Origin of the sequence: Caloramator sp. CAR-1, from assembly GCF_030546345.1 — a bacterium.
Classification (GTDB): domain Bacteria; phylum Bacillota; class Clostridia; order Clostridiales; family Caloramatoraceae; genus Caloramator; species Caloramator australicus.
Genome location: NZ_JAUONW010000028.1, coordinates 36,578 through 62,160 on the forward strand (window position 1 = coordinate 36,578; position 25,583 = coordinate 62,160).

The window sequence follows — 25,583 nt, forward strand, 5'->3', positions numbered from 1 at the left end:
AATATCTAACTAGACAAACATATTTATTATTTCTATAGATGTTGGTCTATTTATTCAAAACATCAATATTCATTGATTTATGGATGTTTACCATTTATAATTAAAACAAAATCGAGTAAAATAGTATGATTTAAACACGATGATTAGGGAAAGTAGGTTATACAAGTCATACAGAGAGGGATTCCTTGGCTGAGAGAATCCTATGATGTAGTATAACTGAAGTGCCCCTATGAGTGTTAGGTCGAAGTTTATAGTAGGCCGTGACGGGTTCTCCCGTTATAGAGATATGGTGTGTTAGCACCTGAAAACGAGATAGGGGCTTTTTGTCCCTAAGCAGAGTGGAACCGCGGAAGATAACCTTCTGCCTCTGATTAAGAGGCAGAAGGTTTTTTTATTGTTAAAAACTGCGCGCAGTTAAAAATAAAAAACTTTAAGGAGGTATTAATAAATATGTCAACTGTATTTGCTTTGATATTAACAACAATTTCCTTTAGCATAATCAAATTTATAAAAAACAAAAAAGTATCCTTTTCTCTTATATCATTAATAGCATTGACATTAGGATTAATTTCGGGAATAGTTCTAAAAAATGAAGAAAACGTATTTAGTTTAATAGGACAAACATATATAAGCTTAATTAAAATGCTGGTTTTACCACTTATCATTACATCAATTATTACAAGCATTAATAAATTTTCAAATACAGATGATTTAAAAAGAATAGCTATTAAAGCTATCTCAATTTTAATGTTAACCACAGCAATTGCAACCTTCATAGGCCTTTTAGTTGGAAATATCCTAAATGTTGGAGCAGGGTATAATTTTATCAATGTTCCAGAATTTAAGGCAAGGGAAATACCTAAATTTACGCAAGTTTTCCTAGATATGATTCCTAAAAATCCAGTAAATGAGATGGCAAATGGAAAGATTATTCCTGTAATAATTTTTTCAATTTTAATTGCAATTTCTCTAGCAATTGAAGGCGAAAAAAATATGGATTCAATAAAAATTGTCCGTGAATTCTTTATACAACTTAATCGTGTGATTTCAAGATTAACTAAAATAGTTATCTCACTAACACCTTATGGAGTTTATGGATTAATTGCTTCTATTTCTACCCAATACGGCATTGCTACTCTTCTTCCTCTGATAAGATTTATTATAGCAGTATATGTAGCCTGCCTACTGCAAATAGCAATTGTCCATACAGGAATTGTAGCCTTTGTTGCTAAAGTAAATCCATTAAAGTTCTTTAAAAAGATATATCCTGCCCAAGTTGTTGCCTTCTCAACACAAAGCAGCTTTGGAACTTTACCAGTAACAATAAAGTCTTTAACAGAAGGTGTAGGAATCTCCGAAAAGATCGCTAATTTTGTAGCGCCAATAGGAGCTACTGCGGGGATGAACGCTTGTGGAGGAATTTATCCTGCTTTAGTTGCGATATTCGTTGCGAATATGTTTAATAAAGACTTATCTATCAATCATTATTTAATCTTAATTGCAACTACAACATTATCATCGATAGGAATTGCGGGCGTTCCTGGGACGGCATCTTTAGCAGCAACAGTAGTATTAGCCTCATTAGGTTTACCTATTGAAGGCCTTGCAATGCTCCTTGGAGTTGACGTCATAGTAGATATGGCAAGAACTATGACAAACGTTACGGGTGCATCGGTTTCTGCCTTAGTTGTAGCTTCAAGCGAAAAGGAAATCGATTTAAATATATTAAATAGTTAAGTTTTAAAACCACCAAGACTTTTCCTTGGTGGTTTTTTATTGTGTCAAAGTAACTACTCTATTCATATTATAAAATATCAAAAATAAATTACGGAGGTTTATATGAAAAAGCTTTTCAGCCTTCTTTCAATTTTATTAAGTTTTACTCTCATCTTTGCCTCCTGTGGGCAAAAAAAGCCGCAGGAACTTACAAAGGTTAGGTTAAACGAGGTTGTAAGATCCATCTTCTATGCACCAATGTATGTTGCTATAAACAAAGGATTTTTTGAAGAGGAAGGCTTGGAGATTGAACTTTCAACCGGTCAAGGTGCAGATACAACTACTACAAAATCACAAATAATATAATAAAACAAATGAGGTGGAATTCCCTGCAAAAATGTATACTTTTGCTATTATTATTCATAATATATATTAAGAGAGCTCTCCTTGACATAAGGTTGTTTTGGCGTTATAATAGTTACACAGATACATTTACAGGCTGAGGTAGCACTCCCTATTGAGTGTGTTGGGAAATCCCCCTCAGCTCCGATTTTATTTATGGGAAAACTTTTAAACCATAACCCGTTATGTTACCAGTTTTACTTTTACGTAAAGCTGGTTTTATTTTTTCAAACCAATCACTCTTCCCAGCTTCATATGCTCTATGTGTTATCCCTGCACAATAATCAGCTAATTGAACTCCAGCCGAATAATCTGAGTCAACAAATATAGGAGTTTCAGAAAAATATGGAAAACTCATATAATATGTCCCTAATCCAGTTGCTCTTATATATGACAACTGAAGTTCCTCATCTAATTTTGAATTTTTATCATTTTTTCTACTATCAAACATAAACATTACAGGCTCCTTTAACAAATTCCTGTCATTTATCTCTTTCTGAACTCTTTCCATTATTAAGTGTAATGCTTGAACATATACATCATGATGATTATTTATATAATTCTTTTTGTATGCTTCATCCTTATCAATTACTGCCACTATCACAGAATTTTTATATTCATTTATTAATTGCACCATACCTTCTCTATATGAAATATAAGTTTCTTTGTCAATGCCAAACTGCGAATATTTAGCATTCCACTTAAATTCTTTATCGGTTGGAAGGTTATGTTGTAATTTTAATAACTTAAGTTTTCTTTGCAATTTAATAGTATCATCAGCAGGTATTAATATTCCTGCTAAAGTAAAATACTTTGATGCTCCAGACTTCACTCTCTGAGTTGAATTATCATATCCTCCCGGCTGCCCAGCTTCGTCTATATACACAAAATACATTATCTCACCCCTTACAAAAACTACTAAAAATAATTATAACATATAATAAAGTAATTAATACAAAAAGAAAAAATCCCCCGGCTATTCACCGGGGTTTCTTTCATCTAATACACCTGGTGTGGTTGGATCCATAAGCACACCCATTGCAACAAGCAAACTTAAGGCAGTATTAATGGTTTTTTCCCAATCAGCAGGAACTTCAAACAATTTAAACGTTTTTGCTATCAATACAACTAAAGCTGAAAAGCTAAGCCAAAAAGCTTTGTTGCGTAATCTTGCCTTCCAATTCATACTAATCTCTCCTCTCATATAATTTTTATAAAATCGCTACATACCCAACCTTTGCTTGTCTTTGCCCAATTGTCCCTAACTTCAAAAATGTCAATTATTTCACCTTTCTTATACTGTCCTAATATTTTTGCTTGAGTTGAAGGCTGTTCTCTAATATTAAGCAAATTAGCCAATACTTGTCCTTTTTTCGTTTGCTTATCTTCCTTTGTTTCATTCATTGCCTCTAGCTCTTTCATAATAAGTGGTATAAAATACTTATTCGCAGTCTCGACTTTATTCCCACCGAAAAAGTTTGTTCCTGGGCAGGATTTCGTTATTCCTTTTCCATTCAATCTTTTTCCAGATTCTAAGTCAAACCAATGATGATATACAATCGTATCGGTGCTGGGAGTTAATTTAAACTTTTTGCACAAAATAGCATTAACAAAGATAATGCTCTTCTTTTGTTCTTCTGTCATCTTATCCCCGCCGATGTCAAAATTCCCAACGTTTTCTATGCAAATACCATTTTCATTGGCACCCTTTATACAAGCTGGAGGAGTATCTAAAGGTCTACAAACAGCAATCAACCCATCTGGGAATATAGTAATGTTTTGTCCTATCTCATTAAATCCCCTTGAAAGATGACTTCTTTCCATACCCTCTAAAAGTCTAAAGTGATTGTTTTTAAAATCTTTATAACTTGGTATATAGGTGTGGTGATTTTGAATTAGGGTGATTTTTCTGCTAACCTTAAGTTTTAAAGTATAGCTTTTAAACTCTTCTCTATTCATAAGAATAAATTTCCCCTGCTGTTGCATTGTATCACCTTCTTGTTATTTTAAATTTAATTTCTTCTATTTCTTTTTTTAAGTCGTCAAACTTATCACTAAGCTTATCAATTATAGCTCTCAATTCACTTTCTCTTTTAGAATTCTCTTTTAGCACATAGAAAAGCAGTGTTACAAATAACACTGCCCATAAACCTTGTGACATAGCAAGTTTTATTACTTCATTTTCCATGGCACACCTCCGATATACTCACCCAATTTCAGCAAATAGAAAAGGGCTATTATCTGTAAAATAGCCCCTGAATAAAATTTATGTTTTATTGAGTTATTAAGTCCTCTCTCCCAAACTCCCTTAAAACATTATCAATCGCTTCTTTTAAATCTGGTCTTTTATTTATCACATAATTATAAGTATAAACACCTTCGATTATTCTCATAGCAAGATATTTTGCCATTATAAAGCACCACCTTTGAGTATTATATCATCAAGAGCTTGTTTAATAGCGTCTAATTCTTCCTTCGATACATTAGTATAAACTATCTGCGCTTTTGGTCTGTCTTCTTGTGGATTATCGGAAAATAACAAAAAATTGCCATCTATTATGTTTTGCTCTTCAATCAAAACTAAATTTTGATTTTCTTGTATTATTCTTTCTCTTTCTTCTTTCGTTGTATATTGAAATTTCTTAATCAATTATTATCACCTCGCTACAATATTGGATAAGCTTCAACACATATTTTGAAATTATAACAACTTCCAGTATAAAGTGTGTTAGAAACCCAAACGTAAAGTTGAATCCGATCATTAGCTGTAACACTAATATCTTCTACAAAAGTTACATCCGATGTGCTATTTGTAGAACGTAAAGTGCCATAAGGCGAATTATTTTTGTAGATTTGCCCATATACGGTAGCTCCACTATTATATAACGATAAGTCAAACTTTATTCTTATAATACCTGTTCCATACACAATTTTTTCTATTACTCTGGTCGGTGTTCCATAAGTAAATGGAATTCGATCAGGATAGCGATAAGCAACGTTTTCCCCAGGTTTAAGTTCAAAAAAATAATTTCCTGTTACTCCAAATATACTAACTCCACTTCTAATATTACTTGATACTAAATTAGCATCCCCTTTTACCTTACCATCTGTTAAAGCTCCGCCATAATAACCTTGTGGGATTGCTATATCTGATGTTCCTGGAGTAATAACTGTTCCTGAACCTACTTTATTAGGCATTGTTCCAGTAAAAGTTCCACTATCATTAGTAAATGTTTTCCCACTTAATACATCAGCGGGCTGGGCTGTTCCCTCACCTCCTTCACCCTGTAATATAAAATTTCCATTTGTTGCATTATACCTCAACGTGTATATTCCATTTGCTTTTAAATTTGTAACATCAGAGCCATTTGATTTTTTAATTGGTTTAGCACCCAACCCATTAATATTTAATGTTGCTGCACCTGTGCTATCTGTGTTAATTTTTACTACCACACAAAGCCCGTCTGTGTAAGATGTTATTCCATTTGCAGTAACAGAATAATTATTACCAGAATTAGTCGTTGTTCCTGCATAAAAAGCGTTAAATAAATTCGTAATTTCATTTATTGAATGGGTATGGTTAAGTGGTGCATGTCCGCTGTGCGGTGCCGCTGCATTTATGTGGGTATTTAAATCCTCTAAAGTTTTACTTGGTGCATCATACCAGTTTGTTTTGCCTGTAATTGCTTTGATTCTGTTTGCGAACCAGTCTAAAAATTGTCGCAAGTTACCAACATTGCTATTAGGTGTTTGTGCAGGGTCTATTGTTCTACTCCCTTCTTCTACTGCATATATGTTGCCTTCTATTCTATTGAAATCAGAAGCTGACGGAATATTGCCGCCAGCCCAGTTTGTTTTTGGCGTTTGATAACCGTTTGGTGCTGTTCCCATTATTTCACCTCCTATGCTTTACGTCCAGATAATTTGGCTCGTAAAGCTCCGTCATATTCCAACTCTTGTCTTATCACATAGTAGTCGTTTGTTTCGATATTGTCCACAACGCTTACCCTATCGCCCAAAAGCAGTGCAGGGTTTCCACGCCACTCAACCTCGACGTCTCTTCTCGGGTCTTTGAACGATTGTAAAAGCTTATTCGCTATTGTTTGTGCCATGCTTAGCGTTTGGACAAGTGGATTCGTAGGGAATGTATATCGTATTAAACCATTGTCGGTTATGCTTGCATCGTCCTTGGCTATAGCCTTTTCCTTGTTCATCACTTTGAGTGGTTGTGCGTTCACTACAATTGTTATGCTTTCTGTTGCAGTGCCATTATTCACAAGCGTTATATCTGCACCCCAAGCGTAATATGTTGCAGCGGTTATGACTGTGTTTGTTGCCCCAACAAGGCTTGCTGAGGCGTTTATGCATGGTGTCTGGTTGTAGTACACGGTCAACTTCAGCGTCTGCCCTGCTGCTATGCTTATAGGGTCGTTGCTACGATAGACTTCCTGCATTGTGTCAGGTCTCAAAGGCTGTGTTTCAACCTCAATGTAGTTTGCAATCTGCCCCCATTTAACAGGATTATCTTTCCTAAAATAGTCATCCTGCGTAATAGTTAGGTCTGCTGTCGTCTTGCTTGCAAGGTAGCTTGGCCCTTCTACTCTTATTATGCCGTTTCTGTCACAATAGACTTGCCCAAGGCAAGCCTCTGCAATTTTTCTGAGTGCCTCTCTATGCGATTGAGGCTCAAAGTATGCGTATGGTATTGTGTATTGTTGTAATTCGGTATCAATCCAATAATCATCTGGCTTTAATCCCGCATTTTGCAATACTGATATTGCTAAATCGTATAATGTTTTGTTTATCTCTACAACATTGGAAGTGTAAGTATTTTTTCTTAATAGTTCTAATTTGTCTCTGCCTGTGGTTTGTGCATAAATACTATTCTCAGGTACACTCCAATCGCCAGTGTAAAAAGTACCAAGAGGTACATATTCAATTCCGTTTGTTGTTTCAACACCTAACCAAGCTTTTATTCTTCTGTTTGCTTTTAAAAGTCCATACAGAGGACTTTGGATATTACCAACATCAAATTTTCTGTCCCTATTTAAAATTCTTACATCAATTTCATTTGCTGAAATGTTCCCAATAGGTAAACTACCTTGACTAACTTCCCTTTCTTCAAGAAGATGTAAAAGTATTATATCTTCCCCTTCATATATTTCCTGGATATTTGTAAATACTTCCATTATTTTTACTTGTCGTCCCGGGTGGCTCCAACGCTTAAATTCAAACGTAATTTTGGCAACCTGTGTTACTGGAGTAGATAAGGATTTTTGCCACCATACTTGTGTATTCCCTATGACATTTTCGGTATATAAGAGTATTCCCGCACTGTCATAAAGCCTAATTGTAAAATCTACTGGATATTCACCTCTTTTGTTATCACCGACAACCTGTAATTTTGTAACTGGTCTGCTATAAAAGGTTAACGTTAAAGTAGGATATGGTGTTGTAAAATAGCCATTTGCGTCCGCAAGTTGACTGCCCCACCAGCCCATCTGGTATATTTTTGTTTCTTCTGTAGCAGGTGCAAGGGCATAAGTGCCGTCCAAAACCCAACTGCCGTCCAAGCTGGCGATTTTAGCAAAAGGCTCGGCTACTGCGTCGGCGGTTTGAGCAGGAAAAGATACGTTGGCCTGCTCGGAAGCTTGGACTTGGATTGATTGGTCGAGAAAAGGGTCCGTGTAATCTATCTGGCATTTCGCCCATACTCGCCTTTCTGTTGCTCTTACTTTATCAAGGAAATCCTGTGTTACTGGATACATACAACCACCACCTACTGCTCAATCAAAGCTAAGCTTACATCGGCATAATAACGACTATTTCCTATTCGCCTAAATGCGTTCATGTTTATATCACCCACGTAAGCGGTTATCGTTGCTGTTTCTCCCGTTTGCGGGTCTGGGTAGGTTACTGTATGAAAGACTTTAGCGTCAAGCAAGTCCATTATCTGCTTCAAATCAGTGTCTTTTATGATGTTCCACTTCAAGTCGAGTCTTCTTTTTACTGCAATAATCTCCATCATCATTTTGCCCGACGCTGTTCTTTCTGATTTAGTTAAACGGAAAACCCCTACCTTAAGTTCGGTAGGGGTTGCTATTGTAATACCGTCAATCATCATCTTTTATCACTTCCCAGTCTTTGGTCTTCATAAATTCGAATTTCCCTCAATTTTTGTTCAAGCTTCTTTAGCCCATAATCATCAGCTATTAATGTTCCAATGTGCAGGTGTATTTGAGGCTGTGTAACTGGTGCTGTATAAACTTGTGTTGCTGCTTTGTAGCCTGTAACACTACCACTAATGCCAAACGCTATCTCAGGTTGCGCTGTAATACCGCTTAGCACTCCTGCAGCTTCTGCTACTGCGTTTCTCACCTTGCTTATATTCCCATAAATACCTTGTGCAAGCATATCCATCATGTTTGGCATCCACTTATCTGCATCTGCACCTGGGCCTTCTTTTGCTGGTGAGTGAAAACCAAGGAAGTCGGCTATTTTATTTGCTGCGTTTTTTGCTGCGTTGCCAATGCTGCTAATCGCACTTTGAATACCATTTGTAATATTTTGCACAAGATTTCTACCCCATTCGTAAGCTCTTGAGAAAATTGAACTAATGTAATTCCAAGCATCTTCAAAAGGTCTAATTATTGCTTGTTTCATAGCGTTGTATGTGCTAATAAATCCCTGTTTAATATTATTCCATGCGTTTGATATGAATTTGCTTATATCGTTCCAGAGCGTTGTAAGAGTGTTCTTTGCACTTTGTATCGGATTCACTATGAAATTCTTAATCGCATTCCAAACTGTATTCGCTGTATTTTCCAGAGTACTCCATGCTGTGGTCAAAAATGATTCAATTGCATTCCAAGTTGTTGTGAATATTGATTTTATCAAGTTCCAAACAGTTAGAAAGACGTTCTTTATAGCATTCCATGTTGTTTGCACAACCGTTGTGAACGTCGTCCATGCAGTTATTAAAAATGTCTGAATTCCTGTCCAAACAGTTGTTATTGTCGTTTTTATACCATTCCAAACTGTGTCAAACACGAGCTTTATACCATTCCATATTGTTTGCGTTGTTACCAAGAACAGTTGCCACCCAGCTGTAAGATTGTTAGCTATTGCTTGCCATACTGTTGTTATTACATTGCGAATTGCATTCCATACAGTCGCTATGTGATTTGATATCGCATTCCAAATATTAACCGCAGCCTGTCTTATTCCCTCCCAGTCGCCACGCAAAAATGCGCTAATCATATTCCAAATATTCACCGCAACTGTATATATTGTCTGCCATGTGCTTTGAAAGATTGTAAATATCGCATTCCAGATGCTTCGTGCAATGCTAACCCAACCTTGCCAAAGCGTTCTTAAGTAGTTACCAAGCGCATCCCAGAACTGCGGTGCCGCTGCGTAGATTCTTTGCCACACATTCGTGAAAAAGTTTGCTATGCTGTTCCAAATCGTTTCTGCTGTATTCTTAATACCGTTCCATGTGTTGCTGAAAAATGTTGAGAGACTATTCCAAACTGTCTCAGCTTTGCTTTTGATTGTATCCCATACAGAGCTTAGCTTATCTGCTATGCCGCTTGTCAAATCTCCTATGCCAGCACTTAATGCTGTTACTAAATTCCCTGTTTCTGGCATTTCAACGTTTGGTAAAGCTACCTCTGGCAAATTCTCACTTGCATCCGCTGTTTCTTGCATGATTTGGTGAACCTCATCAAAGCTTTGCAAGTTGTCCTGTGTAGCTTTCCCTGCCTTCTTTGTTGCGTCTGCTTGTTCGCTCAAACCACTTGCAGCGTTTTTGCTTGCATCTGCAATATTCTTTTGATTGTCTACAAGTTTTTGTGCTGCTTTTACGTCACTGTCATCTTTGCTAAATGCACTCGCCCTTTGTGCTAAAATTGACTTTTCTCTTGCAATGTAACCTGCTAATGCCTGCTGCATACTACTAAATGCGTTACCCAGCGCTGGTATCCAACCTAAGATAAACTTAAATGCTGACACAATGCCATATGCAGCGTATAATATGCCAATTTTCAAGGCTCCCCATGCTTGTAAACCATAATATCTTACTTTATCCCAGTTTTTATATAGAGCTATTCCTGCAACAATTAAGGCTGATATTGCTAGAACTGCCCAGCCCACTGGACCAAGAGCTGTCCATACTGAAAAAATTGCAACTCTTAATTTTGCTAATACTCCTGTTAAAGTTACACCTTCCATTGCTGCTAATTTTAATTGAACTTTATAAATTCCTACCGCTCTACTTAGTAATGCTATTATTCCAGATGTAATTGTTGACTCTCCTACTAAGGCAAGATTAATAGCTCTGAACAATGCTACTGCTTTAGTGGCAGCGTTTACAGCAATAGTTGCGAGTTTAAAAGATGCAAAATACAACAACACTCCTTTAATTATTTGTCCGAATATGTTCCAATTATTTTTTATTGTATTAAATACCCCGACAATTATTTGCCAAATACTTCTTAGTGCTGAACTGACCATTTGAAAATCAGATAAAACATTAGGACCAAACATTTTTCTTATAGCATTTTCTATACCACCCTGCTGAAAAGCACTATAAAACTCCTGTGCAAAGTCTCTTACTTTTTGCAGCCATCCAGTTATCCCTTTAAATAATCCTTGTGTCATAGCTCCTATTGTCATTCTCCATACATCTTTTATAGTCGACGTAACCCCCTGCCATGTGTTCTCCATATTTTTCATCATGTTAGGGAAACGCTTTTCCATTCCATTGATAAGAACATTTACTGCATAATCAGCAGGAATTAGCCCTTGTTCAGACATTTTTCTTACTTCAGCTGTAGTTTTGCCCATTGCTTCAGCTAGAATCTGCCATGCTGGAATACCTTGATTAACAAGCTGCATCATGTCCTGAGCATTAACTCTTCCTGCCATACGCATTTGGCCTAATGCATATATAACCCCGTTTATTTCATTTGCACCTTTTCCCATCCCTGCCATAGCATCTCCAACAGCTTTTAAGGTTGGTAACACTTCATCAGCTGAAAATCCCATTGCCATTAGTCTTTGAGATGCATCTAAAAGGTCAGGATATTCAAATGGTGTTGATGACGCAAATTTACCCATTTTATCTAAAAAATCTTGTGCTTTTTGTGCACTACCGAGCATTGTTGTAAAACCTATTGCAGCCCTTTCCATCATACTGTTAAAATCTAAAGCACTACCTGCAATAGCTTTAAAGCCTGATTTAACTGCTTCAAAAATACCCATTCCAAGTGTAAACGACATAGCATTTTTAAATATATCTCCTATATTTAATCCTGTTTTTTGAGCCCTTTTTTCTGCTCTGTCCAAATCTTTTTCATACTGCGAAAAGTCTACACCCATTGCTACTAATAGTTCTCCAACTTTCATCTTTTCACCACCTTTTAAAAGAAAAAGAAGGAATTTTGATAATTTTGTAGAAAATATAATTGTAACTTACAAAAATACGTTTAAGGAGGAATTGTAAATGAAAAAATTTTTGTCTGTAACAATTGCTATTATTCTCTTGATAGCTACTTTAAGTGGTTGTCAAACATCTTCAAGTTCTTCTAATTCTAAACCTAAGCCGACAACCGCTGAAGGAATAGTAAAATCTTTGCAAAATTCTAATATGCCAATAACTAAAATTGAGGTTTATACTGAAAAAAATGATCCAAACAAATTACTTGGTAGACCCGGTCAATACATTTCTAAAGCAAATTTTCTAGATTCAAGAATAGATGAACCCGTTTCTAATAATATCGAAGTTATAAATGGTGGCTCAATAGAAGTATTTGCTAATAAAAACGATGCTCAAAAGAGATACGAATATGTTTCCTCTATTGCCCAATCTTCTCCAATGTTTAATGAGTATGACTATCTTATTGATAAAGTTTTATTAAGATTATCTAAAAACCTCACTCCCGAAGAAGCAAAAGAATATGCAGACAAGTTACAAGAAATTTTGAAATAAAATAATCACCATGGCCCTTTTAATCCCTTTGCTTTTGCTTCGGCAATATAAGAGGCCCACTCATCTGGCTGGGCCTCTTTAAAATATCTTTCTATTTTTGCTGCATATTTTTTGTCTATAAAATCATCTGGTTTAACTTCTTTGGGCCTTCTTTTGCTAAACATACTTGCTATTGCTGCAAATCCATTTGTTATTATTGCCGCTAAAAATGCCCATTTCCCTTTAAACTCTGCATATTCTTGAATTTCCTTCTGCTTTTGCAACTCTTTTATTATCACTTCTAGCTCGCTTGGCCTTAATTGTTTAATATCTTCAATATTCCACCCAAATTCCCTTGCAAGTAACACTACTATTTCTGTTGTAACGAAGTCTGAGCAAAACGGATCATCTGATTTGCTATCTTCTTTATCCCGAAAAAATTTACATCTACAAACGCCTGAAGCAATGCTTCAATTTCGCTCATATATGCATTTTTAATGTCATCCTTAGTCAATTCAGGGAATATTATAGGTAATTTGTCATAAAGTAAATCCCAATCTATCTCTAAGTTATTTAATGCTTTCTGGATATCCTTTATCTTTCCCTTTGAAGCAGGGAAAAGCTCTGCTGTAAGCTTCTCAAGCTCACCAATTTTCTTTTCAGTAACACTTATATTTTTACCTGCCACAGTTACGATTCTATCTCTCATATGTTTCAGCCTCCCTATAATCTTATAAACAATTCTCCTACACCTTCGAAATCAATTTTATCCTTAACAAGCTCGTCAACAGCTGATTCTATACCCTCGCTTGTTATAATAGCAAATCCTTCAAAGCATTTTTGACTTGCACCTGAATCAACAAACAGCTTTACGACAATAATATTTCCAAGTGACTTAAAGAATCTGTCATCTCCCCAAAATGCTTCTGCTGAACCTTTCCATCCTTTTATTGTTGCAGTATATTCTTTCCAGCCTCCACTTGCAAATGTAGTGGATTCTGTTGTCTCTTGTTCAAAATCAATACTCCAATTGAAAAATCCACCGCACTGAACAAGTGTTAAAGCCTGTCCTGAGACTGTAACAACATCTGTCCCTTGTAGCGGTGAATCAAATACAACATATCCACCTGCTCTTTCAAGTTTATAACCACTTGATACAACAGTGCCATTCTTTTTTACTGTAATCGTTGCATCCAACGGCCAATATCTATATGCTGTATTTGTTACTTGATATCTTGTCAACGTTGCATCTTTAGTTGTAGCTTGATCTGTAAAAGAAACAGGAGCGGCATTTATATCGCTCACATATACCGCTCCTATCATACCAGTTATAGCCATGTTATCACCTCATTATGTTAAGGTTACAGTTAATGCACCTGTTCCTTGGAAATCACATTTAAATGTTCCCTTATCATCAACAGGCATTTCGATTGAAAAATTAACATAAGCTGTCCCTGCAAGTTTCTTTGTAGCATCAATTCTAAGTTCAAGTGACACTGTTTGTCCATTTTGCCATGCCGTAATAAGTGCTCTTTGCCCGTTTGTATCAGAGGGATTAAAATTACCTTCAAAGCTTCCTTTCCACTCTTTTAATCCTGCAATAAATTCTTTCCAACCGTTTGAATCAAAATTTGTTGTTTCAATGTTGTCTGCTTCACAGTCAATTGACCATTGTGAAATCTCTGAAACCTTGTTTGAACCAATATATACACTTCCACCTTTTCCGCTAATTGCCATAACTATACCTCCTTTATAATTTCAAAATTACAAACAAATTCAGCTCTGTTATTTTCGTCATACCCTAAAAACTCAGGGCTTTGCAAAGCCTTGATTAAAAGATATCTTTTACCATTAAAAATTTGTTCTGATAAGCCATGCAACGTATTTTTTATCTGTTCAATTTTCATCCTTCCAACTTGATAATCAATATTCCTTACCATTACCTGTAGCCTTGGCTTTTCAATATTACTATGCAGTTCTGGTGCTTCACCGCCATATTCAAACAATGCTATGCAATTATCTAAATCAGGCAATTGTGATAAAAAAATATCGGCTCCTAATAAACCGATAGTTTGTTCTTGTAAAAACTGCCCTATATCATCAAGTAGCATTTAATCACCCCTTTTCAAGGGCATCTTTAATTGTTTTTTGAATGTATGCATCATATTTATCAAGATTCTCATTAAAGGGATCTTCTAAAAATTTAGCTTTACCACCTTTCGGGTGCCTAAAATGTAATTCCTCATGTTGCCTTCGTGCATAAGGCAAATTATAACCCACTGTTACTTGAATATTTTTTCTTTGAATTTTTAGTGGGCTTACATTACAGTTACGCCGCAAATCCCCTGTATCTATAGGAGCTTGATTTGCACTCTCTCCTTGAAGGTGTGCCCCACAAAATATCAAAGCTTTTGCTGCAGCATTTTTTGCAATATCCTTTGCTTCTTTGCCATACCATTTAAACTTCGCAATTGATTTTACTTTACCCACTATACCCACACCTTCCTAAAAAGAAAAACACCGTCTAAATTGACAGTGTCTGAATAATTTAAAACATTATATTGTTTCCCTTCATATTCAAGTTTATCATCAAGCCCTACCTTTTCCGATAAATAAAATACTCCTTGTGCTACTGCTTCTTTACCTTGTTTATCCTTTATAAGTTTCATTCCACCTTGAAATCTACACATTAATTCAACTGCTGGAGCATATACAGGCTGGCCATAGGCATTATTACCCGTTTTCCTATACCATTTAACCTTTTGATTAAAATATTCCTTCATCTAATCACCACCGCTCCAGCAATATAAGGCTTAAGTAACTCTAATGCTTCTTTGCTAAGTAATTTCCCATATCCCTTATATTCCTCTGTTACATCTCCAAATGCTACTCTAACTACATTTTGCTCTTGTGCTTTAGTCCTTGCACTATTTCCAAATCTCAATAGTGCGAGTGCTTCTTCACATGTTGCAGCTTTAACCTCATCTGGAATTGTTGGCTGTTCTACCACTCCAAAGAAGCCTATCCTTGGTCCTACATTAACTAAAATTCTTGGAAACTGCAAAATTTGTCCTGGATCTGCTTTTATACCTTTAAAGTTAAGTCTATTTATTCTCCTTGTTGCTTCTTTGAGAGCCTTTTCTTTTGTTGTTGTGCTTGCTCCTGCCCATTCATCGCAGTAGAGTTTTCCTCCAAAGTATTCTTCTGCCCATTCGAGTGTGCAGAAGCTATCAATTCCTTCTGTGAGTGCCATTTATCTATCACCTCAAAATCGGAAGAGCGGGAGAGCCTTTCGGCGAGCTCTCCCTCGACCTCCCATATTAAACCGGTGTTTTTGTTCTTTAACCACATTATAGCATTACCCCTTTAGCATGTCATCAGGATTTGTTAGCTGTAATAACTACAAGTGCTTCTGGTCTGATTACTTTTGCACCATAAAGATGTAACCCTTTTACTGCATCAGCAAATCTCTTTTCTGGTCTGTATGCTTCAACTTTGTTTATTTGTTCAGCAAATGTTATTGCCATCGGATGCCCAGCCATTATCTTATATTTTGTTCCGCTCGTGTTTGCTACGTTATTGCTGAGATAAACAGTAAATCCTGCTGCTTGTCCTACTTCTCCATTTCTTAAAACTTGATCTGATGTCGCTGTCCCTGCTTTAACAAACCTATCATCTTTGAGTAATAATCCATAAAACCAAGGTGGAATTATAACCCATCTATTAGATCTTGGAATATTGTTTTCATCTAATTTAATTGCTGCATCTACAAGATACTCATAAGCAGTGCTTGCTGTTGGGATAATTGGAGTTGTATCATTTCCAATTGTTGAACCTGCATAGACATACATACTTGCTAAGTATTGGTCAGCCTTATCCGCTAATGCATAAGCTGCTTCTGCCATTGCAGCATCCATAACTTTTGGATTTTGTTGTGCTGCATCAATGTCATCAATTAGGAAGTTGAAATATTTAGCTTGGTCAATTACTAATGTTCTCTGTGCATCTGAAAGTGTTTCAGGTGGATTAATATCTGTATTTTTTGTATAGTCAGCTACAGTTACTGGTCCTATGCTGTTAATCTTAACAGTGTCACCATAAGCCCTAATTTCTCCCTCATAGTCTCTGTTTACAACTCCTGCTTGCCCAAATACAAGGTTTTTTCTTAAGTTTTCTAAAAGTCTTGCACTCCAAATTTGTGGTATAAAGTTGTTTAATGACATAAAAACCTACCTCCTTACTTTATTAATCCTTTTGATAATGCTTCACTAATTGTTGACCAGTTTTGGTTTATTTCCTCTGGGCTCATTCTTGCTAATTCATCTTTTGAAAAAATTTTCCCACCCATATTCCCGCCTGCAGGATTTGAACTACTACCTATTTTGGTCTGCACATCACCAAATAAAAAAGCCTTTGATTCAGCAATTGATTTCAATTGCTCATCAAGGCCTTCGATGGATCCATCTTCTTTAATATTGAGTTTTGACTTATCAATAAGCATTGAAACAATATCTGGGTCTTTTGCATTTGCTTTAATTGCAGCCATTTTAATTGCTGCTGTTAAGCTAACATCTTTAATTTTATTTTCTGACTCTTGTAATTTAATTTGGAGCTCCTGAATTTGTTTTTGTAGCTCTTCATTGCCTTTCGCTTGTTTTTTCATCTCTTCAAGCTGTTTATTCAAATCTTCAGCTTGTTGCTTGTAAAGCTTTTTTTGTTCGTTAATTTCATCAAACTTTGCTTTTGGGATGTATGAGCCATCGTTTAGTATTAGCTCCTTATCCCCTATTTTTTCTTTTACTTGTTTGTAAAGCTCTTCACCTAAAAGTTCTTTTAAGTCCATAACATAAACCTCCTTTTTTATTCCCACTTGCCTTTTTATGCTGGTCGGCTCCAGCTGCGGTCTTGTTTTTTAGGCCCTACAATACCAAAAAGGGCAATATAAAAAGCACCTGCTTATGCAAGTGCTTATTACCTTAAGGTATAAAAATACCACCTCAACTTTGTTTGGTTGGGTGGTTGTTTATAGCGTTGTAACCGAAATTATCTCTTCTTCATGTAGCAAAACATACTCGCCTTTAGGTATTTTATTGGACTTTTCCACTTCAACTAAGATTCCTTCTTCCTCTTCGTCTTCATCAGGCTCTAAATAATAGTCAATAATTCTTCCTTCAATATAAATACCTCCAATAACCTCTATTTTTACGTTCTTGTGGTAATACTTATTAAAAATTTCGCTAATCATAAAATTCACCTTCTCCTATTCTACTGGATAAACATGTGTTCCTGTTTTTGAATAAACAATCATTGCTTTCTTAGTTTCTATATATTCACCTTTATCTTTATTATAATACATTCCAACAACAAAATCCACTGCAACAACTTCTTTTGGTGGTTGACTCAAAGATTGGATGATAATTCGACCAGTTCCATGATATTTGTTAACAAATTCTTGTGCATCTATAAAAAGTATACTTTGTTTTTGCCCTGTCCTTTGTAATTTTTTCTCGTATTCTTCAAATTCTTTAGTTCCTTTAATATGTCTATTTTGTTTTGATTTGTTAATAGTTAATTTATACTTGCCTGATTTTATTTCTTCTCTTATCAGTTCAGCAATTTTTATTGGTTCTTCTTTTAATCCACCAAATAAATAATTAGTCCATGTTTTTATTAAGTTTGCGTCTAAACCAGTTGGCTTTTTACCTTGACTTTCATATGTCTTTTTTAACTTCATCGCTAACTTGGCTTTTTCAATGGAATTTATATTATTGCTCAAAAGCAATTCTCTTAATCTCATCCTCGTAGTTTGTAGAGTTTTCAAGTTCCTTACTTCATCATAAGCCTGCTTCTCTTTCTCACTTCTCGGATCCTTTGTAAGAGAAGTATTGCTAAACCTTTCCGTTTCTTCTGCATTATCGTCAAACTCTCTAACATAAGGTTGTAAGGAATGTCTGCAGTTAGGGTGGATTGGTGGCCTATATCTATCTTCAAGCTTTGGATAACGTTTATCTTTGCCGCTTATACTAAACACTTTCCCCTGCAGCGGTGCACATTTTTCACATGTTGGGTAGTGTGTTGTTATCCTGACTAAATCAATCCCTGCTTCCTCACATGTGTTTAATGTTGCAACGCTTGCTATTTCCGCTGTTGTAGTCCTTGCAACCATCTCTGCATAAGTATCAAGTCGCCATTCTCTGCCTAGTTTATCCTTAAATCCAGTTAATCCTTGTGACAATAGTTTTTGTTGCAGCTCCTTTGACATATCCTTTACTGTTTGCCCTGCTGCATATTTTTTAGCTGACGCTTCAAGTGCTGCTTGTCTGTAATAATCATTTATCCTTCTTCCTGCAAATTGTGTTGCTTGCCTTAAATTATCATACATATTCTGTGCAATAACATCTATTGCTCTTTGATGCACCTGTGCAAACTCTGGTCTTATTTCCCTTTGCATACCTACCTTATTAATATAAGCTAGAACCTGTGTGTAATTCTCTTGATAAACCTGTGGTATTATCTCCTGTATCCATTTTGCAGCATCTTTGTCTATTTGGTTAAGTATTTTCATTATTTGCTTTAGTTGGTCCTTATAAAATACTACATTTTGTTTTTTTGATTCCTTGTGTAATAATACCTTTAAAACTTCTAAAAAACCTTGTCTGTATATTTCAACTAAAGCTTGAATGTGCTTTTCAACATCATAAGGCATTATTCTTCACCGCCTGTTTGCTCACCATCTTGGAGATTTACTTTAAATAGTGATGGGGCTTCTTGGTTTACTTCAACGGCTATCTTTGATAATTCTTCTCTTAACGCTTCCGCATCAAATTCAAATAATCTCTTTAATGCTGTTTCCCTTGAAATTAATCCATTTTGAATAAGTGTTGAGTAAATCTCAGCCTGCTCTTTTTCATCCTGTGGTAATCCATCATTCCAAGCGATATTTATATTTTCAAGTTTAACACCTTTGCCTAAGTTAGCATCAAGCTGGCTTGCTATGCTTAATACCTTTTTAATTGCAGGGTCAAACCTCATTCTAATTCTATTTACCTTTGCTAAAGGTGCCATCATTAAACGTCTTAGTGCAGTTCCACTCTCTGCGAGTCCACTTTTAAGTTGTCCAAATGTAGCTGCACTTGTTTCACTTAATGCATAGAATTGCTCTAATAACTGTTCTATATGCTTAAATGCAGCTTCAAGCTGTCCATCCCATGTTACATATCCAGGCGGATTTTCTCCTTGACTTATAGGGAAATATTTTCCGCCACCTTTTACATACCAATTACCATATTCATCTTGTTCAAGTGCTGTATCTGGACCATACATATTAGGGTCTGCATGCTTATCAAGAATCCTACTTATTTGTGATAATCTTATTTCAAGCTCTTGTATAATTCCATCTAAATCATTATAATCATCTAACCCATAAGCTCTATCACTTGTCATTAGGTTGTGAACAGGAATAACTAAAAAATCATCTACACCTGTTTCCTGTTCTTCTGGTAAATCAGGATAAAATGTTTCAAGTGGCAGCTGTGATTTTATAAGTCCATTATCAAGCTCAAACAACTTGTTTATTATCTTGCTTTTTTCGTGTATTTCAGCCCTTAAAAACATCCTTTTTCTTTGCCCACCAAGTAATGTTTTTTCTGTTATTTCAAATGTCCATGCTATAACGTGAGCTTGAACATCTTTAATATTGTCAGGACTAACTACTGGAAACCAAAGAGAAGGTGGAACCGCTTCTATTATGGGTCTTTTATCATATCTAACTTTAAATATACCAGTGCCATAACGTGAAATATCCAGTGCAACTTCATAGGCCACATTAAAAAAGTCATTATCATTAATTATGTTTTCTAATTGTTGCTGCTCCTTTGATTTTTGTTCTCCTGCGGTTATCCTTGGTCTTTCTCCTAATAGTAAATCTGCCCACAACGTTGATAATCTCTTTGCCCAGTTAGTTACTATAAACACTGCTGTATTATACTCATCTCTATATAGTCTTCTAACCCAGTCACCAAAGACTAAATCATGATAACCTTCAAATAGGTTTTTGTTTGCTTCATATCGTCTTAATCTATCAATTTCACTTTCTACAGGCCAAGGCTGTCCTATATCTATTTGATTTAAACTTGTTAGCATATTATCACCATCCTTGTGGTTTGCTTATTACACCTTTTCTCTTTATTGCAAAAGGATATTCACTATGAAGTGCATATCTTAACGCATCTAATGCGTGGTCAGCTACTTTTAATGGTTTATCTTCCCCTTTTTCTTGAGCTTTCTTATCCCAAGCATAAGAATAAAACTCTCTTATAATATTTTTGCAACAACTATTTATGAATAATTGATTTTGCCCTAACATACTTCCTACCGTTGCAATCCCATCTAAAACTTCATTATTGGCTACTTTTACATTAAAAAATCCATCGCACTTAAGCTGATGTATTAATGCTTGTGCAGATGGATCTATATAAATTTTATGTGGTTTTACATCACCTAAAAATTGTTTTAAATCCTTTGAATACTTTTCAATTGTCTTTTTGCCTTCTTCTCTTCCTTCATGATAATACTCTTTAATAACATATTTTATGTTGTTTCTAACACCTATAAGTAAAAATACAGTAGGGTTGCCCATTCCAAAGTCAATACCAACTATATATTTATCAAATATATTAGGTATTTGTTGTGTAACATGAACACTCTCATCAAACATATCATATATTATTCCATCTGCTGCTACCCACTCGCCTAATATAAATCTTTTATAAAACAAACCTGTATATGTATTTTTTATAAATTCTATGTATTCCGTTGGCAAAAAAGGATTATCCTCTAAATAAAATTTCATCACATAATAACCTTTTTCTTCTGCCTTTTGAATATAATCAGTATATAACCAATGATATGGACTATCTGGGTTAGTAGTTGCATATATTTTTGCTCCCTCTATACTTGTTCTTGCTAATATTTGTTCAAAAACACTCCTTGGATATGTTGTAACCTCATCAAGCATTCCCCCCGCTAAGGTCATACCTCTAAATCTCGTTTCTGCTTTCTCATCATTAGCACCAAGAACATATATTTTATGCCCAAACAGTTTTATTTCATCTCTTGCAACTGTGTAATTTATTGAACTTTCTCCAAAGTATTTTTGAATCACATCAACAACATTTCTCCTTGCTGTATCTCTTGTTTTCCCTACTATAACAAAGTTTTGCTGTTCTTTGAACTTTAAAACATGCAAGATAAATGCAATAGCAGCAATAACTGTTTTACCAGTTCTTATACTCCCTACTGCTATATTAAGTTTTTTATTTGCGTTTTTTACAAATTCCTTTTGTTTTTCACTAAACATTATCATCCTGTAACGCCCTCACTATTTCATTAACCTTATTTAATAGCTCTGTATTATCCTGCTTTTGTTCATCTAAACCTAATGCTAATCGTTGTCCTTTTTGTGCCTTGTCCATTACATTTGCAAACTTTTCTAAAATGTAAGCACTAATCTTGCCATCTTTGTTTTTTAAATTATCTTTATCGCTTATTGCTTCACTCAATATATTTAAAAACTCACCCCAAAGTTTAAGATGAGTTGTATTATAATCTACTTCATGTTCAATTTGTTTTTCAATTGTTTTTTCTATAATTTTGTCAGTTTTTTGTCTGAGTTTTGTCAGCTTTTCTTCTTTCCAACCTGCAACTTTTTTTCTAAAATCACTATTATATTTTAATCCTTTTTTTTCTGCAAAATCTTTAAGACTTTTGAAATCCCCTAGCATAAACTCTTTTTTTAATTCTTCCCAATTTTCCCTTGCCACATCACCTCACCTGCCTTTTAACGAGCCGTTATCTCACCTGCCTAAACGCCCCACCTTTCCCACGCTTATAAACATGTATTCCACCTTGCATAAGCTCCTGTATATCATAAAAGGAGAGGTGCTCCTGCTTCCTCTCCTTCTTTTTATGCTTTCTTTTTATTTTTTTATATACATCAGGTTGTTGCTGTTTTAAAATCTCACCTATTTTCACACCTCTCCCACTCCTTTCGGGTAAAATAAAAAGAGCCGCTTGGGCTCTAAATTTTATATTCTTAGTTGCATATATCTATCATTTTTCAAGTGTAACACCTTTGTTATCTTATATACGTTTTTAACACTTTCATTATACTTATTTAAAGTTGTTTCTATTTCTAATTCAGCAAATATAATTGTTTTAGAATTTATATAAACATATCCTTCATGAACTTCATTAATAAATTTTTCATCCTCAATCGTTGCTTTAATAACTTTATTATTATTTATATCAACCAACTCCCATTGTGAGTTACCTGTTAAATCTGGTTTTTTAACTTTAAATGCACTTGTTATAGTGCTTCTAACAATTCTTTCTTCTTCTATATTTATATTTCTTTTCATAAATTCATATTCTTCACTTGAAACACGAACTGAATTATTATTCTCTCCTTTAATTTCATAATATTCCCTATCACAATAACTAAATATTTTACTAATTGTTTCATCAACCTGAGTATTATAAAAATTAAACGTTCTATTATCGACAATTATTTTCTCACAACTATTATTTTCTATAACCACTTTTTCACCTTCTTTTGTTATACTCTTAGGCTTTTCTCCTTTTAAATGCTTTTTTATATTTATTAGACCGCAAACTGTATCTATACAAGTTTTAGCCAAATTTATATTCTGTATAGTAAATAAAGTAGGTATTATTGCTACCATTGCCTCAAAGTTTACTTTAAAACTACCCTTTTGAGTATCTTTAACATTAACTTTTATTTCTGCACAATCTTCTGTTTTATTCGAAACATATTCAATTAATTCTAATGTAGCATTTAAAGTATTAATTAATGTTTTTAATTCAATTTCATTCTCCCCACCAAAACATATACTAAAACTACTTTTCATTAAATAATTTTGTCCTTCCATAATTTATTCCCCCGAAATACTTTTTTTCTTTAATTCTACATTTTTTACTCAAATTCCTTCTTTTGTCGAATAAAAAAAGCAGCCCGGGGGATTAAGGCTGCTTCAGGATGGGGTGTTCCTGGGATAGACGCCAGGATAATTTACTTTTCCATACTAAAATTATAATACACTAAAAATCATTATTGGTCCCACTTTTATCCCGTTTTTGTCCCACATTTTATTTCAAAATATTTGGCAAAGTCCTCAACTATTTCTTCTCGTTTTCTTGCTATTGTGCTTTTCCCCATATTAAGCATGTCTGCTATGTAATAAATACTATATCCATCTCCATACTTCATCTCAATAATTTGCTTTGCTTCTTCACTCATTTGATTAATCGCATATTCTATGTCGGCAATTCTTGTTTCAATATCTATTACTTTTGCTTTTAGCTTTAATTTTTCTTTGATTGTTCTTTTTAATTCTTCTTCAAGTTTTGTTATTAATCTTATAAGTTCTTTTTCTGCTTGACTGGATCCGTCGCTATTACTTTGTATATAAGGTTTATCATAAGCTATTGATTGTAAATCTGTTTTTAATGTTACATTCGTATTTTTAATATCTTCAGTAAGTTTTCTTATCTTTTGCTCAAGTATTTCAATTTTATGTTTCATTCTTCCTAATTTCTTCTTATCTCTAAAATACCTATACAACATTCCTTCTGTCTTTCTAAAGATTTCGTGTTTTATCATTACGTCACCACCTTATTGTGAACTTTTTGTTTAACTAAGACCTATACATCACCTTCTATTCCATTTGTTCCATTCTTGTTCAAATTCATTCATTTTCTCTCTAATCAAGTTTGTCTGTGCATTAACTTCTTTCCATACTGTCAGAGCTAATAATAGAGCTGTAAAAAAGATTCCAATCATCCCACCAATTATCATAATAATTATTACTTTTAACATACCTTTACCCTCCTAATTTTCATTAACTTTTCCCCATCTTTATAAACTTGTCCACAAACTGTGCATAACTTTATACTTATTTTATCTTTTCCATGCTTCATTTTGCCTTCTATAAGAACCATTCCACATTCGCATATATTGCTTTGTTGTTTATGTATCTTTGCAGCCTTCTCCGCATTTATCTTAAATCTAATCAAGTCATTCGCCAGGAGGTCCACTATTGCACATGCAGTGTATTTTATTGCTTCTGGGTGCATATTACTTTACCTCCTAAATTAATTTTAATTGTCCTAGTTGAACAAAGTTTTTTAGATTCTTTGCAAATTCAGAAGTTTTCCTCCAGCCACCATGCTCATACCATATTTTGTCCTCATATCTTGCAATAGCTTCTTTTAACTTCATCTTTTCAAATAAAATTTCACATGGTCTACATTTTAAAATTAACAAATTTCCGTTTACTTCTTTTGTCCAGGGTAAAAACCTTTCTTCATTTAATAATAAAGCTTTTTCTATCGTTATTCCTTCTTCTGATACGTCCTTTATAACACATCTGTAATATAATTCGTTATTGTCATATATTAAAGAATATATAAATTGTCCTGGAGTCAGGTCATATCCATATTCCTCTTTCTCTATTTCTGTCATATTAATTGATATGCCTAATCCTCTATTATCTCGATAGTAAAGCTTTAAATTGTCTCCTTTGATAATCACTTTACATCTCTCCTTGATTTTTATATAAGCTCTGTAAGCCACTCAATTCCGCTTGCAATGCCTCAAGCATATCCCTCGCTGTTTTATAACTCACCTCTGCCAGGTCTCTTTTGTATTTCAACTCTGCCACATTTCCTCTTGCAACATCAGGGATGAGAGTGGCTTGCATTTTCTCATCCTTCAATTTTACAATCTCTTTTGCTAATGCAAGCCTATATTCCCTTTCAGCTTCGGCATAAGCCTTAGCGTATTTGTAAAGTTCATTAACTCCTTTTTCAATTCTCTTTGCTGTTTCGTAAATAGCTTGTCCTATATCTATCATATCTAATGCCATGTTATGCAGCCCCTAACATTTTAATTTTGTTCACTCATAATTATTCTCTGCCATCTATCTATAAAAACTTGCTTTTTTATTCTTAATTCATCCGCATCCATATTTGCTGGTGTTATTTGATATGGGCATCCTTTTGCTGTTAAATCGTATTCTTCTATGTCTCTTGATTTGAATATCTTATAAAATTTGCATTCTTTAAAGTTTTTACATGCCATTTTGCATTTTTCATCGCAGCCGAGTTCAAGTAAAAGCTCCGATAAGTCAATTAGTTTTTCTTGTGTTACCTTCTTTTTCTTCTTTAACTCAAACTTTTTTGGAATGTTATATTGAAAATGATTAGGCAAATGTTCATTTAAAGCTGCTGCAAACTCTGCTAATCTCTTATCTCCAAAACCTAATTTTTCTCTTAACACATGTTCTAAAGCATCACTTACTGCAATTATGTAATCTTCAACTGCTCTTGTTGCTAATTCTTTTGCCCTTTCTTCTGCTGCATTTGCTGCTGCTTTCATAAGTGCATTTGTCCCTTGCTGTTTTAATCTATTTTGTAT

36 protein-coding genes and 1 other annotated feature are annotated in these 25,583 nt (G+C 34.6%); of the genes, 3 read left to right on the forward strand and 33 right to left on the reverse strand.

Going from position 1 to position 25,583, the window contains the following annotated elements; genetic code table 11:
* Positions 1 to 130 precede the first annotated feature (130 nt).
* Positions 131 to 372: a binding site (T-box leader), on the forward strand.
* Between the two features lie 78 nt (positions 373 to 450).
* Positions 451 to 1,737: a dicarboxylate/amino acid:cation symporter gene (locus tag Q3V94_RS08400; protein ID WP_303526817.1), complete on the forward strand. Its 1,287-nt coding sequence runs from the start codon at positions 451 to 453 to the stop codon at positions 1,735 to 1,737.
* Positions 1,738 to 1,839: 102 nt separating this feature from the next.
* On the forward strand, positions 1,840 to 2,082 hold the full coding sequence (locus tag Q3V94_RS08405; protein WP_303526818.1) for an ABC transporter substrate-binding protein: 243 nt from the start codon (positions 1,840 to 1,842) through the stop codon (positions 2,080 to 2,082).
* A 190-nt stretch (positions 2,083 to 2,272) separates the two neighbouring features.
* Here the strand turns inward: Q3V94_RS08405 and Q3V94_RS08410 are convergent, their stop codons facing one another.
* The 10 genes from Q3V94_RS08410 to Q3V94_RS08455 all read right to left on the reverse strand — a co-directional run bounded on the left by Q3V94_RS08410 (position 2,273) and on the right by Q3V94_RS08455 (position 11,526).
* Complete coding sequence (locus tag Q3V94_RS08410; RefSeq protein WP_303526819.1) at positions 2,273 to 3,013, reverse strand: DUF3800 domain-containing protein; 741 nt, start codon at positions 3,011 to 3,013, stop codon at positions 2,273 to 2,275.
* A gap of 81 nt (positions 3,014 to 3,094) precedes the next feature.
* A complete protein-coding gene (locus Q3V94_RS08415; RefSeq protein ID WP_303526821.1) occupies positions 3,095 to 3,304 on the reverse strand; it encodes a phage holin in 210 nt (69 codons plus the stop codon).
* Between the two features lie 14 nt (positions 3,305 to 3,318).
* Entirely contained in the window at positions 3,319 to 4,104 is a 786-nt protein-coding gene (locus Q3V94_RS08420; protein WP_303526823.1) for an SH3 domain-containing protein, read from the reverse strand.
* Between the two features lie 4 nt (positions 4,105 to 4,108).
* Positions 4,109 to 4,306 (reverse strand): BhlA/UviB family holin-like peptide, encoded by a 198-nt coding sequence (locus Q3V94_RS08425; RefSeq protein WP_303526824.1) that lies wholly within the window; start codon positions 4,304 to 4,306, stop codon positions 4,109 to 4,111.
* An 85-nt stretch (positions 4,307 to 4,391) separates the two neighbouring features.
* The gene (locus tag Q3V94_RS08430; RefSeq protein ID WP_303526827.1) at positions 4,392 to 4,529 is read right to left on the reverse strand and encodes a hypothetical protein; all 138 of its coding nucleotides are present in this window, start codon (positions 4,527 to 4,529) and stop codon (positions 4,392 to 4,394) included.
* Positions 4,529 to 4,768 carry a hypothetical protein gene (locus tag Q3V94_RS08435; protein ID WP_303526829.1) on the reverse strand — a complete coding sequence of 80 codons (240 nt, stop codon included), beginning with the start codon at positions 4,766 to 4,768 and terminating at the stop codon, positions 4,529 to 4,531. The genes Q3V94_RS08430 and Q3V94_RS08435 overlap by 1 nt, the downstream gene beginning before the upstream one ends.
* A gap of 14 nt (positions 4,769 to 4,782) precedes the next feature.
* Positions 4,783 to 6,009, reverse strand: a complete 1,227-nt coding sequence (locus tag Q3V94_RS08440) for a hypothetical protein (RefSeq protein ID WP_303526831.1) — start codon at positions 6,007 to 6,009, stop codon at positions 4,783 to 4,785.
* An 11-nt stretch (positions 6,010 to 6,020) separates the two neighbouring features.
* Complete coding sequence (locus Q3V94_RS08445; RefSeq protein WP_303526832.1) at positions 6,021 to 7,886, reverse strand: hypothetical protein; 1,866 nt, start codon at positions 7,884 to 7,886, stop codon at positions 6,021 to 6,023.
* A gap of 11 nt (positions 7,887 to 7,897) precedes the next feature.
* Positions 7,898 to 8,242, reverse strand: coding sequence for a DUF6711 family protein (locus Q3V94_RS08450; RefSeq protein ID WP_303526833.1), 345 nt, complete (start codon positions 8,240 to 8,242; stop codon positions 7,898 to 7,900).
* A complete protein-coding gene (locus Q3V94_RS08455; protein ID WP_303526835.1) occupies positions 8,239 to 11,526 on the reverse strand; it encodes a tape measure protein in 3,288 nt (1,095 codons plus the stop codon). Before Q3V94_RS08455 ends, Q3V94_RS08450 begins: the two co-directional genes overlap by 4 nt.
* Positions 11,527 to 11,623: 97 nt before the next feature.
* Between Q3V94_RS08455 and Q3V94_RS08460 the strand changes: the two genes are divergently transcribed.
* Positions 11,624 to 12,109, forward strand: a complete 486-nt coding sequence (locus Q3V94_RS08460) for a hypothetical protein (RefSeq protein ID WP_303526837.1) — start codon at positions 11,624 to 11,626, stop codon at positions 12,107 to 12,109.
* A 5-nt stretch (positions 12,110 to 12,114) separates the two neighbouring features.
* Here the strand turns inward: Q3V94_RS08460 and Q3V94_RS08465 are convergent, their stop codons facing one another.
* The 23 genes from Q3V94_RS08465 to Q3V94_RS08575 form a co-directional block, all read right to left on the reverse strand.
* A complete protein-coding gene (locus Q3V94_RS08465; RefSeq protein WP_303526838.1) occupies positions 12,115 to 12,456 on the reverse strand; it encodes a hypothetical protein in 342 nt (113 codons plus the stop codon).
* A gap of 2 nt (positions 12,457 to 12,458) precedes the next feature.
* Complete coding sequence (locus Q3V94_RS08470) at positions 12,459 to 12,797, reverse strand: hypothetical protein (RefSeq protein WP_303526840.1); 339 nt, start codon at positions 12,795 to 12,797, stop codon at positions 12,459 to 12,461.
* Positions 12,798 to 12,811: 14 nt separating this feature from the next.
* A complete protein-coding gene (locus tag Q3V94_RS08475) occupies positions 12,812 to 13,426 on the reverse strand; it encodes a hypothetical protein (protein ID WP_303526841.1) in 615 nt (204 codons plus the stop codon).
* 12 nt (positions 13,427 to 13,438) lie between these two features.
* A complete protein-coding gene (locus Q3V94_RS08480) occupies positions 13,439 to 13,825 on the reverse strand; it encodes a phage tail tube protein (RefSeq protein WP_303526843.1) in 387 nt (128 codons plus the stop codon).
* 2 nt (positions 13,826 to 13,827) lie between these two features.
* Positions 13,828 to 14,199, reverse strand: coding sequence for a minor capsid protein (locus tag Q3V94_RS08485; protein WP_303526846.1), 372 nt, complete (start codon positions 14,197 to 14,199; stop codon positions 13,828 to 13,830).
* Between the two features lie 4 nt (positions 14,200 to 14,203).
* On the reverse strand, positions 14,204 to 14,578 hold the full coding sequence (locus Q3V94_RS08490) for an HK97 gp10 family phage protein (protein ID WP_303526850.1): 375 nt from the start codon (positions 14,576 to 14,578) through the stop codon (positions 14,204 to 14,206).
* A complete protein-coding gene (locus tag Q3V94_RS08495; RefSeq protein WP_303526852.1) occupies positions 14,578 to 14,871 on the reverse strand; it encodes a hypothetical protein in 294 nt (97 codons plus the stop codon). The genes Q3V94_RS08490 and Q3V94_RS08495 overlap by 1 nt, the downstream gene beginning before the upstream one ends.
* A complete protein-coding gene (locus Q3V94_RS08500) occupies positions 14,868 to 15,341 on the reverse strand; it encodes a DnaT-like ssDNA-binding protein (protein WP_303526854.1) in 474 nt (157 codons plus the stop codon). The genes Q3V94_RS08495 and Q3V94_RS08500 overlap by 4 nt, the downstream gene beginning before the upstream one ends.
* 124 nt (positions 15,342 to 15,465) lie before the next feature.
* A complete protein-coding gene (locus Q3V94_RS08505) occupies positions 15,466 to 16,311 on the reverse strand; it encodes a P22 phage major capsid protein family protein (RefSeq protein ID WP_303526857.1) in 846 nt (281 codons plus the stop codon).
* Positions 16,312 to 16,325: 14 nt separating this feature from the next.
* A complete protein-coding gene (locus tag Q3V94_RS08510; RefSeq protein WP_303526859.1) occupies positions 16,326 to 16,931 on the reverse strand; it encodes a phage scaffolding protein in 606 nt (201 codons plus the stop codon).
* Between the two features lie 180 nt (positions 16,932 to 17,111).
* Positions 17,112 to 17,333, reverse strand: a complete 222-nt coding sequence (locus Q3V94_RS08515; RefSeq protein ID WP_303526860.1) for a hypothetical protein — start codon at positions 17,331 to 17,333, stop codon at positions 17,112 to 17,114.
* Between the two features lie 15 nt (positions 17,334 to 17,348).
* Positions 17,349 to 18,794, reverse strand: a complete 1,446-nt coding sequence (locus tag Q3V94_RS08520) for a phage minor capsid protein (RefSeq protein WP_303526861.1) — start codon at positions 18,792 to 18,794, stop codon at positions 17,349 to 17,351.
* A complete protein-coding gene (locus Q3V94_RS08525; protein WP_303526863.1) occupies positions 18,794 to 20,230 on the reverse strand; it encodes a phage portal protein in 1,437 nt (478 codons plus the stop codon). Before Q3V94_RS08525 ends, Q3V94_RS08520 begins: the two co-directional genes overlap by 1 nt.
* Positions 20,231 to 20,234: 4 nt before the next feature.
* Positions 20,235 to 21,452 (reverse strand): PBSX family phage terminase large subunit, encoded by a 1,218-nt coding sequence (locus Q3V94_RS08530; protein ID WP_303526866.1) that lies wholly within the window; start codon positions 21,450 to 21,452, stop codon positions 20,235 to 20,237.
* Positions 21,439 to 21,909, reverse strand: coding sequence for a hypothetical protein (locus Q3V94_RS08535; protein WP_303526869.1), 471 nt, complete (start codon positions 21,907 to 21,909; stop codon positions 21,439 to 21,441). Before Q3V94_RS08535 ends, Q3V94_RS08530 begins: the two co-directional genes overlap by 14 nt.
* A gap of 28 nt (positions 21,910 to 21,937) precedes the next feature.
* The gene (locus Q3V94_RS08540) at positions 21,938 to 22,120 is read right to left on the reverse strand and encodes a hypothetical protein (protein WP_303526871.1); all 183 of its coding nucleotides are present in this window, start codon (positions 22,118 to 22,120) and stop codon (positions 21,938 to 21,940) included.
* 53 nt (positions 22,121 to 22,173) lie between these two features.
* Positions 22,174 to 23,037 (reverse strand): hypothetical protein, encoded by an 864-nt coding sequence (locus tag Q3V94_RS08545; protein WP_303526874.1) that lies wholly within the window; start codon positions 23,035 to 23,037, stop codon positions 22,174 to 22,176.
* Positions 23,038 to 23,231: 194 nt separating this feature from the next.
* Positions 23,232 to 23,768: a sigma factor-like helix-turn-helix DNA-binding protein gene (locus Q3V94_RS08550; protein WP_303526877.1), complete on the reverse strand. Its 537-nt coding sequence runs from the start codon at positions 23,766 to 23,768 to the stop codon at positions 23,232 to 23,234.
* A 48-nt stretch (positions 23,769 to 23,816) separates the two neighbouring features.
* Positions 23,817 to 23,984, reverse strand: coding sequence for a hypothetical protein (locus Q3V94_RS08555; RefSeq protein WP_303526879.1), 168 nt, complete (start codon positions 23,982 to 23,984; stop codon positions 23,817 to 23,819).
* Positions 23,978 to 24,241 (reverse strand): hypothetical protein, encoded by a 264-nt coding sequence (locus Q3V94_RS08560; RefSeq protein ID WP_303526881.1) that lies wholly within the window; start codon positions 24,239 to 24,241, stop codon positions 23,978 to 23,980. Before Q3V94_RS08560 ends, Q3V94_RS08555 begins: the two co-directional genes overlap by 7 nt.
* Positions 24,242 to 24,254: 13 nt before the next feature.
* Positions 24,255 to 24,698, reverse strand: coding sequence for a hypothetical protein (locus Q3V94_RS08565; RefSeq protein WP_303526883.1), 444 nt, complete (start codon positions 24,696 to 24,698; stop codon positions 24,255 to 24,257).
* A 1-nt stretch (position 24,699) separates the two neighbouring features.
* A complete protein-coding gene (locus Q3V94_RS08570) occupies positions 24,700 to 25,032 on the reverse strand; it encodes a hypothetical protein (protein ID WP_303526884.1) in 333 nt (110 codons plus the stop codon).
* Positions 25,033 to 25,052: 20 nt separating this feature from the next.
* On the reverse strand, positions 25,053 to 25,583 hold a 531-nt coding region (locus Q3V94_RS08575; RefSeq protein WP_303526885.1), incomplete at its 5' end, for a DUF5651 domain-containing protein.

Bases quoted from the DNA above. Each gene is read 5' to 3' on its own strand.
- Q3V94_RS08400 (WP_303526817.1), top strand. From the start codon at position 451: ATGTCAACTGTATTTGCTTTGATATTAACAACAATTTCCTTTAGCATA.
- Q3V94_RS08405 (WP_303526818.1), top strand. From the start codon at position 1,840: ATGAAAAAGCTTTTCAGCCTTCTTTCAATTTTATTAAGTTTTACTCTC.
- Q3V94_RS08410 (WP_303526819.1), bottom strand. From the start codon at position 3,013: ATGTATTTTGTGTATATAGACGAAGCTGGGCAGCCGGGAGGATATGAT.
- Q3V94_RS08415 (WP_303526821.1), bottom strand. From the start codon at position 3,304: ATGAATTGGAAGGCAAGATTACGCAACAAAGCTTTTTGGCTTAGCTTT.
- Q3V94_RS08420 (WP_303526823.1), bottom strand. From the start codon at position 4,104: ATGCAACAGCAGGGGAAATTTATTCTTATGAATAGAGAAGAGTTTAAA.
- Q3V94_RS08425 (WP_303526824.1), bottom strand. From the start codon at position 4,306: ATGGAAAATGAAGTAATAAAACTTGCTATGTCACAAGGTTTATGGGCA.
- Q3V94_RS08430 (WP_303526827.1), bottom strand. From the start codon at position 4,529: ATGGCAAAATATCTTGCTATGAGAATAATCGAAGGTGTTTATACTTAT.
- Q3V94_RS08440 (WP_303526831.1), bottom strand. From the start codon at position 6,009: ATGGGAACAGCACCAAACGGTTATCAAACGCCAAAAACAAACTGGGCT.
- Q3V94_RS08445 (WP_303526832.1), bottom strand. From the start codon at position 7,886: ATGTATCCAGTAACACAGGATTTCCTTGATAAAGTAAGAGCAACAGAA.
- Q3V94_RS08450 (WP_303526833.1), bottom strand. From the start codon at position 8,242: ATGATGATTGACGGTATTACAATAGCAACCCCTACCGAACTTAAGGTA.
- Q3V94_RS08455 (WP_303526835.1), bottom strand. From the start codon at position 11,526: ATGAAAGTTGGAGAACTATTAGTAGCAATGGGTGTAGACTTTTCGCAG.
- Q3V94_RS08460 (WP_303526837.1), top strand. From the start codon at position 11,624: ATGAAAAAATTTTTGTCTGTAACAATTGCTATTATTCTCTTGATAGCT.
- Q3V94_RS08470 (WP_303526840.1), bottom strand. From the start codon at position 12,797: ATGAGAGATAGAATCGTAACTGTGGCAGGTAAAAATATAAGTGTTACT.
- Q3V94_RS08475 (WP_303526841.1), bottom strand. From the start codon at position 13,426: ATGGCTATAACTGGTATGATAGGAGCGGTATATGTGAGCGATATAAAT.
- Q3V94_RS08480 (WP_303526843.1), bottom strand. From the start codon at position 13,825: ATGGCAATTAGCGGAAAAGGTGGAAGTGTATATATTGGTTCAAACAAG.
- Q3V94_RS08485 (WP_303526846.1), bottom strand. From the start codon at position 14,199: ATGCTACTTGATGATATAGGGCAGTTTTTACAAGAACAAACTATCGGT.
- Q3V94_RS08495 (WP_303526852.1), bottom strand. From the start codon at position 14,871: ATGAAGGAATATTTTAATCAAAAGGTTAAATGGTATAGGAAAACGGGT.
- Q3V94_RS08500 (WP_303526854.1), bottom strand. From the start codon at position 15,341: ATGGCACTCACAGAAGGAATTGATAGCTTCTGCACACTCGAATGGGCA.
- Q3V94_RS08505 (WP_303526857.1), bottom strand. From the start codon at position 16,311: ATGTCATTAAACAACTTTATACCACAAATTTGGAGTGCAAGACTTTTA.
- Q3V94_RS08510 (WP_303526859.1), bottom strand. From the start codon at position 16,931: ATGGACTTAAAAGAACTTTTAGGTGAAGAGCTTTACAAACAAGTAAAA.
- Q3V94_RS08515 (WP_303526860.1), bottom strand. From the start codon at position 17,333: ATGATTAGCGAAATTTTTAATAAGTATTACCACAAGAACGTAAAAATA.
- Q3V94_RS08520 (WP_303526861.1), bottom strand. From the start codon at position 18,794: ATGCCTTATGATGTTGAAAAGCACATTCAAGCTTTAGTTGAAATATAC.
- Q3V94_RS08525 (WP_303526863.1), bottom strand. From the start codon at position 20,230: ATGCTAACAAGTTTAAATCAAATAGATATAGGACAGCCTTGGCCTGTA.
- Q3V94_RS08530 (WP_303526866.1), bottom strand. From the start codon at position 21,452: ATGATAATGTTTAGTGAAAAACAAAAGGAATTTGTAAAAAACGCAAAT.
- Q3V94_RS08545 (WP_303526874.1), bottom strand. From the start codon at position 23,037: ATGGAAGGACAAAATTATTTAATGAAAAGTAGTTTTAGTATATGTTTT.
- Q3V94_RS08550 (WP_303526877.1), bottom strand. From the start codon at position 23,768: ATGATAAAACACGAAATCTTTAGAAAGACAGAAGGAATGTTGTATAGG.
- Q3V94_RS08555 (WP_303526879.1), bottom strand. From the start codon at position 23,984: ATGTTAAAAGTAATAATTATTATGATAATTGGTGGGATGATTGGAATC.
- Q3V94_RS08560 (WP_303526881.1), bottom strand. From the start codon at position 24,241: ATGCACCCAGAAGCAATAAAATACACTGCATGTGCAATAGTGGACCTC.
- Q3V94_RS08570 (WP_303526884.1), bottom strand. From the start codon at position 25,032: ATGGCATTAGATATGATAGATATAGGACAAGCTATTTACGAAACAGCA.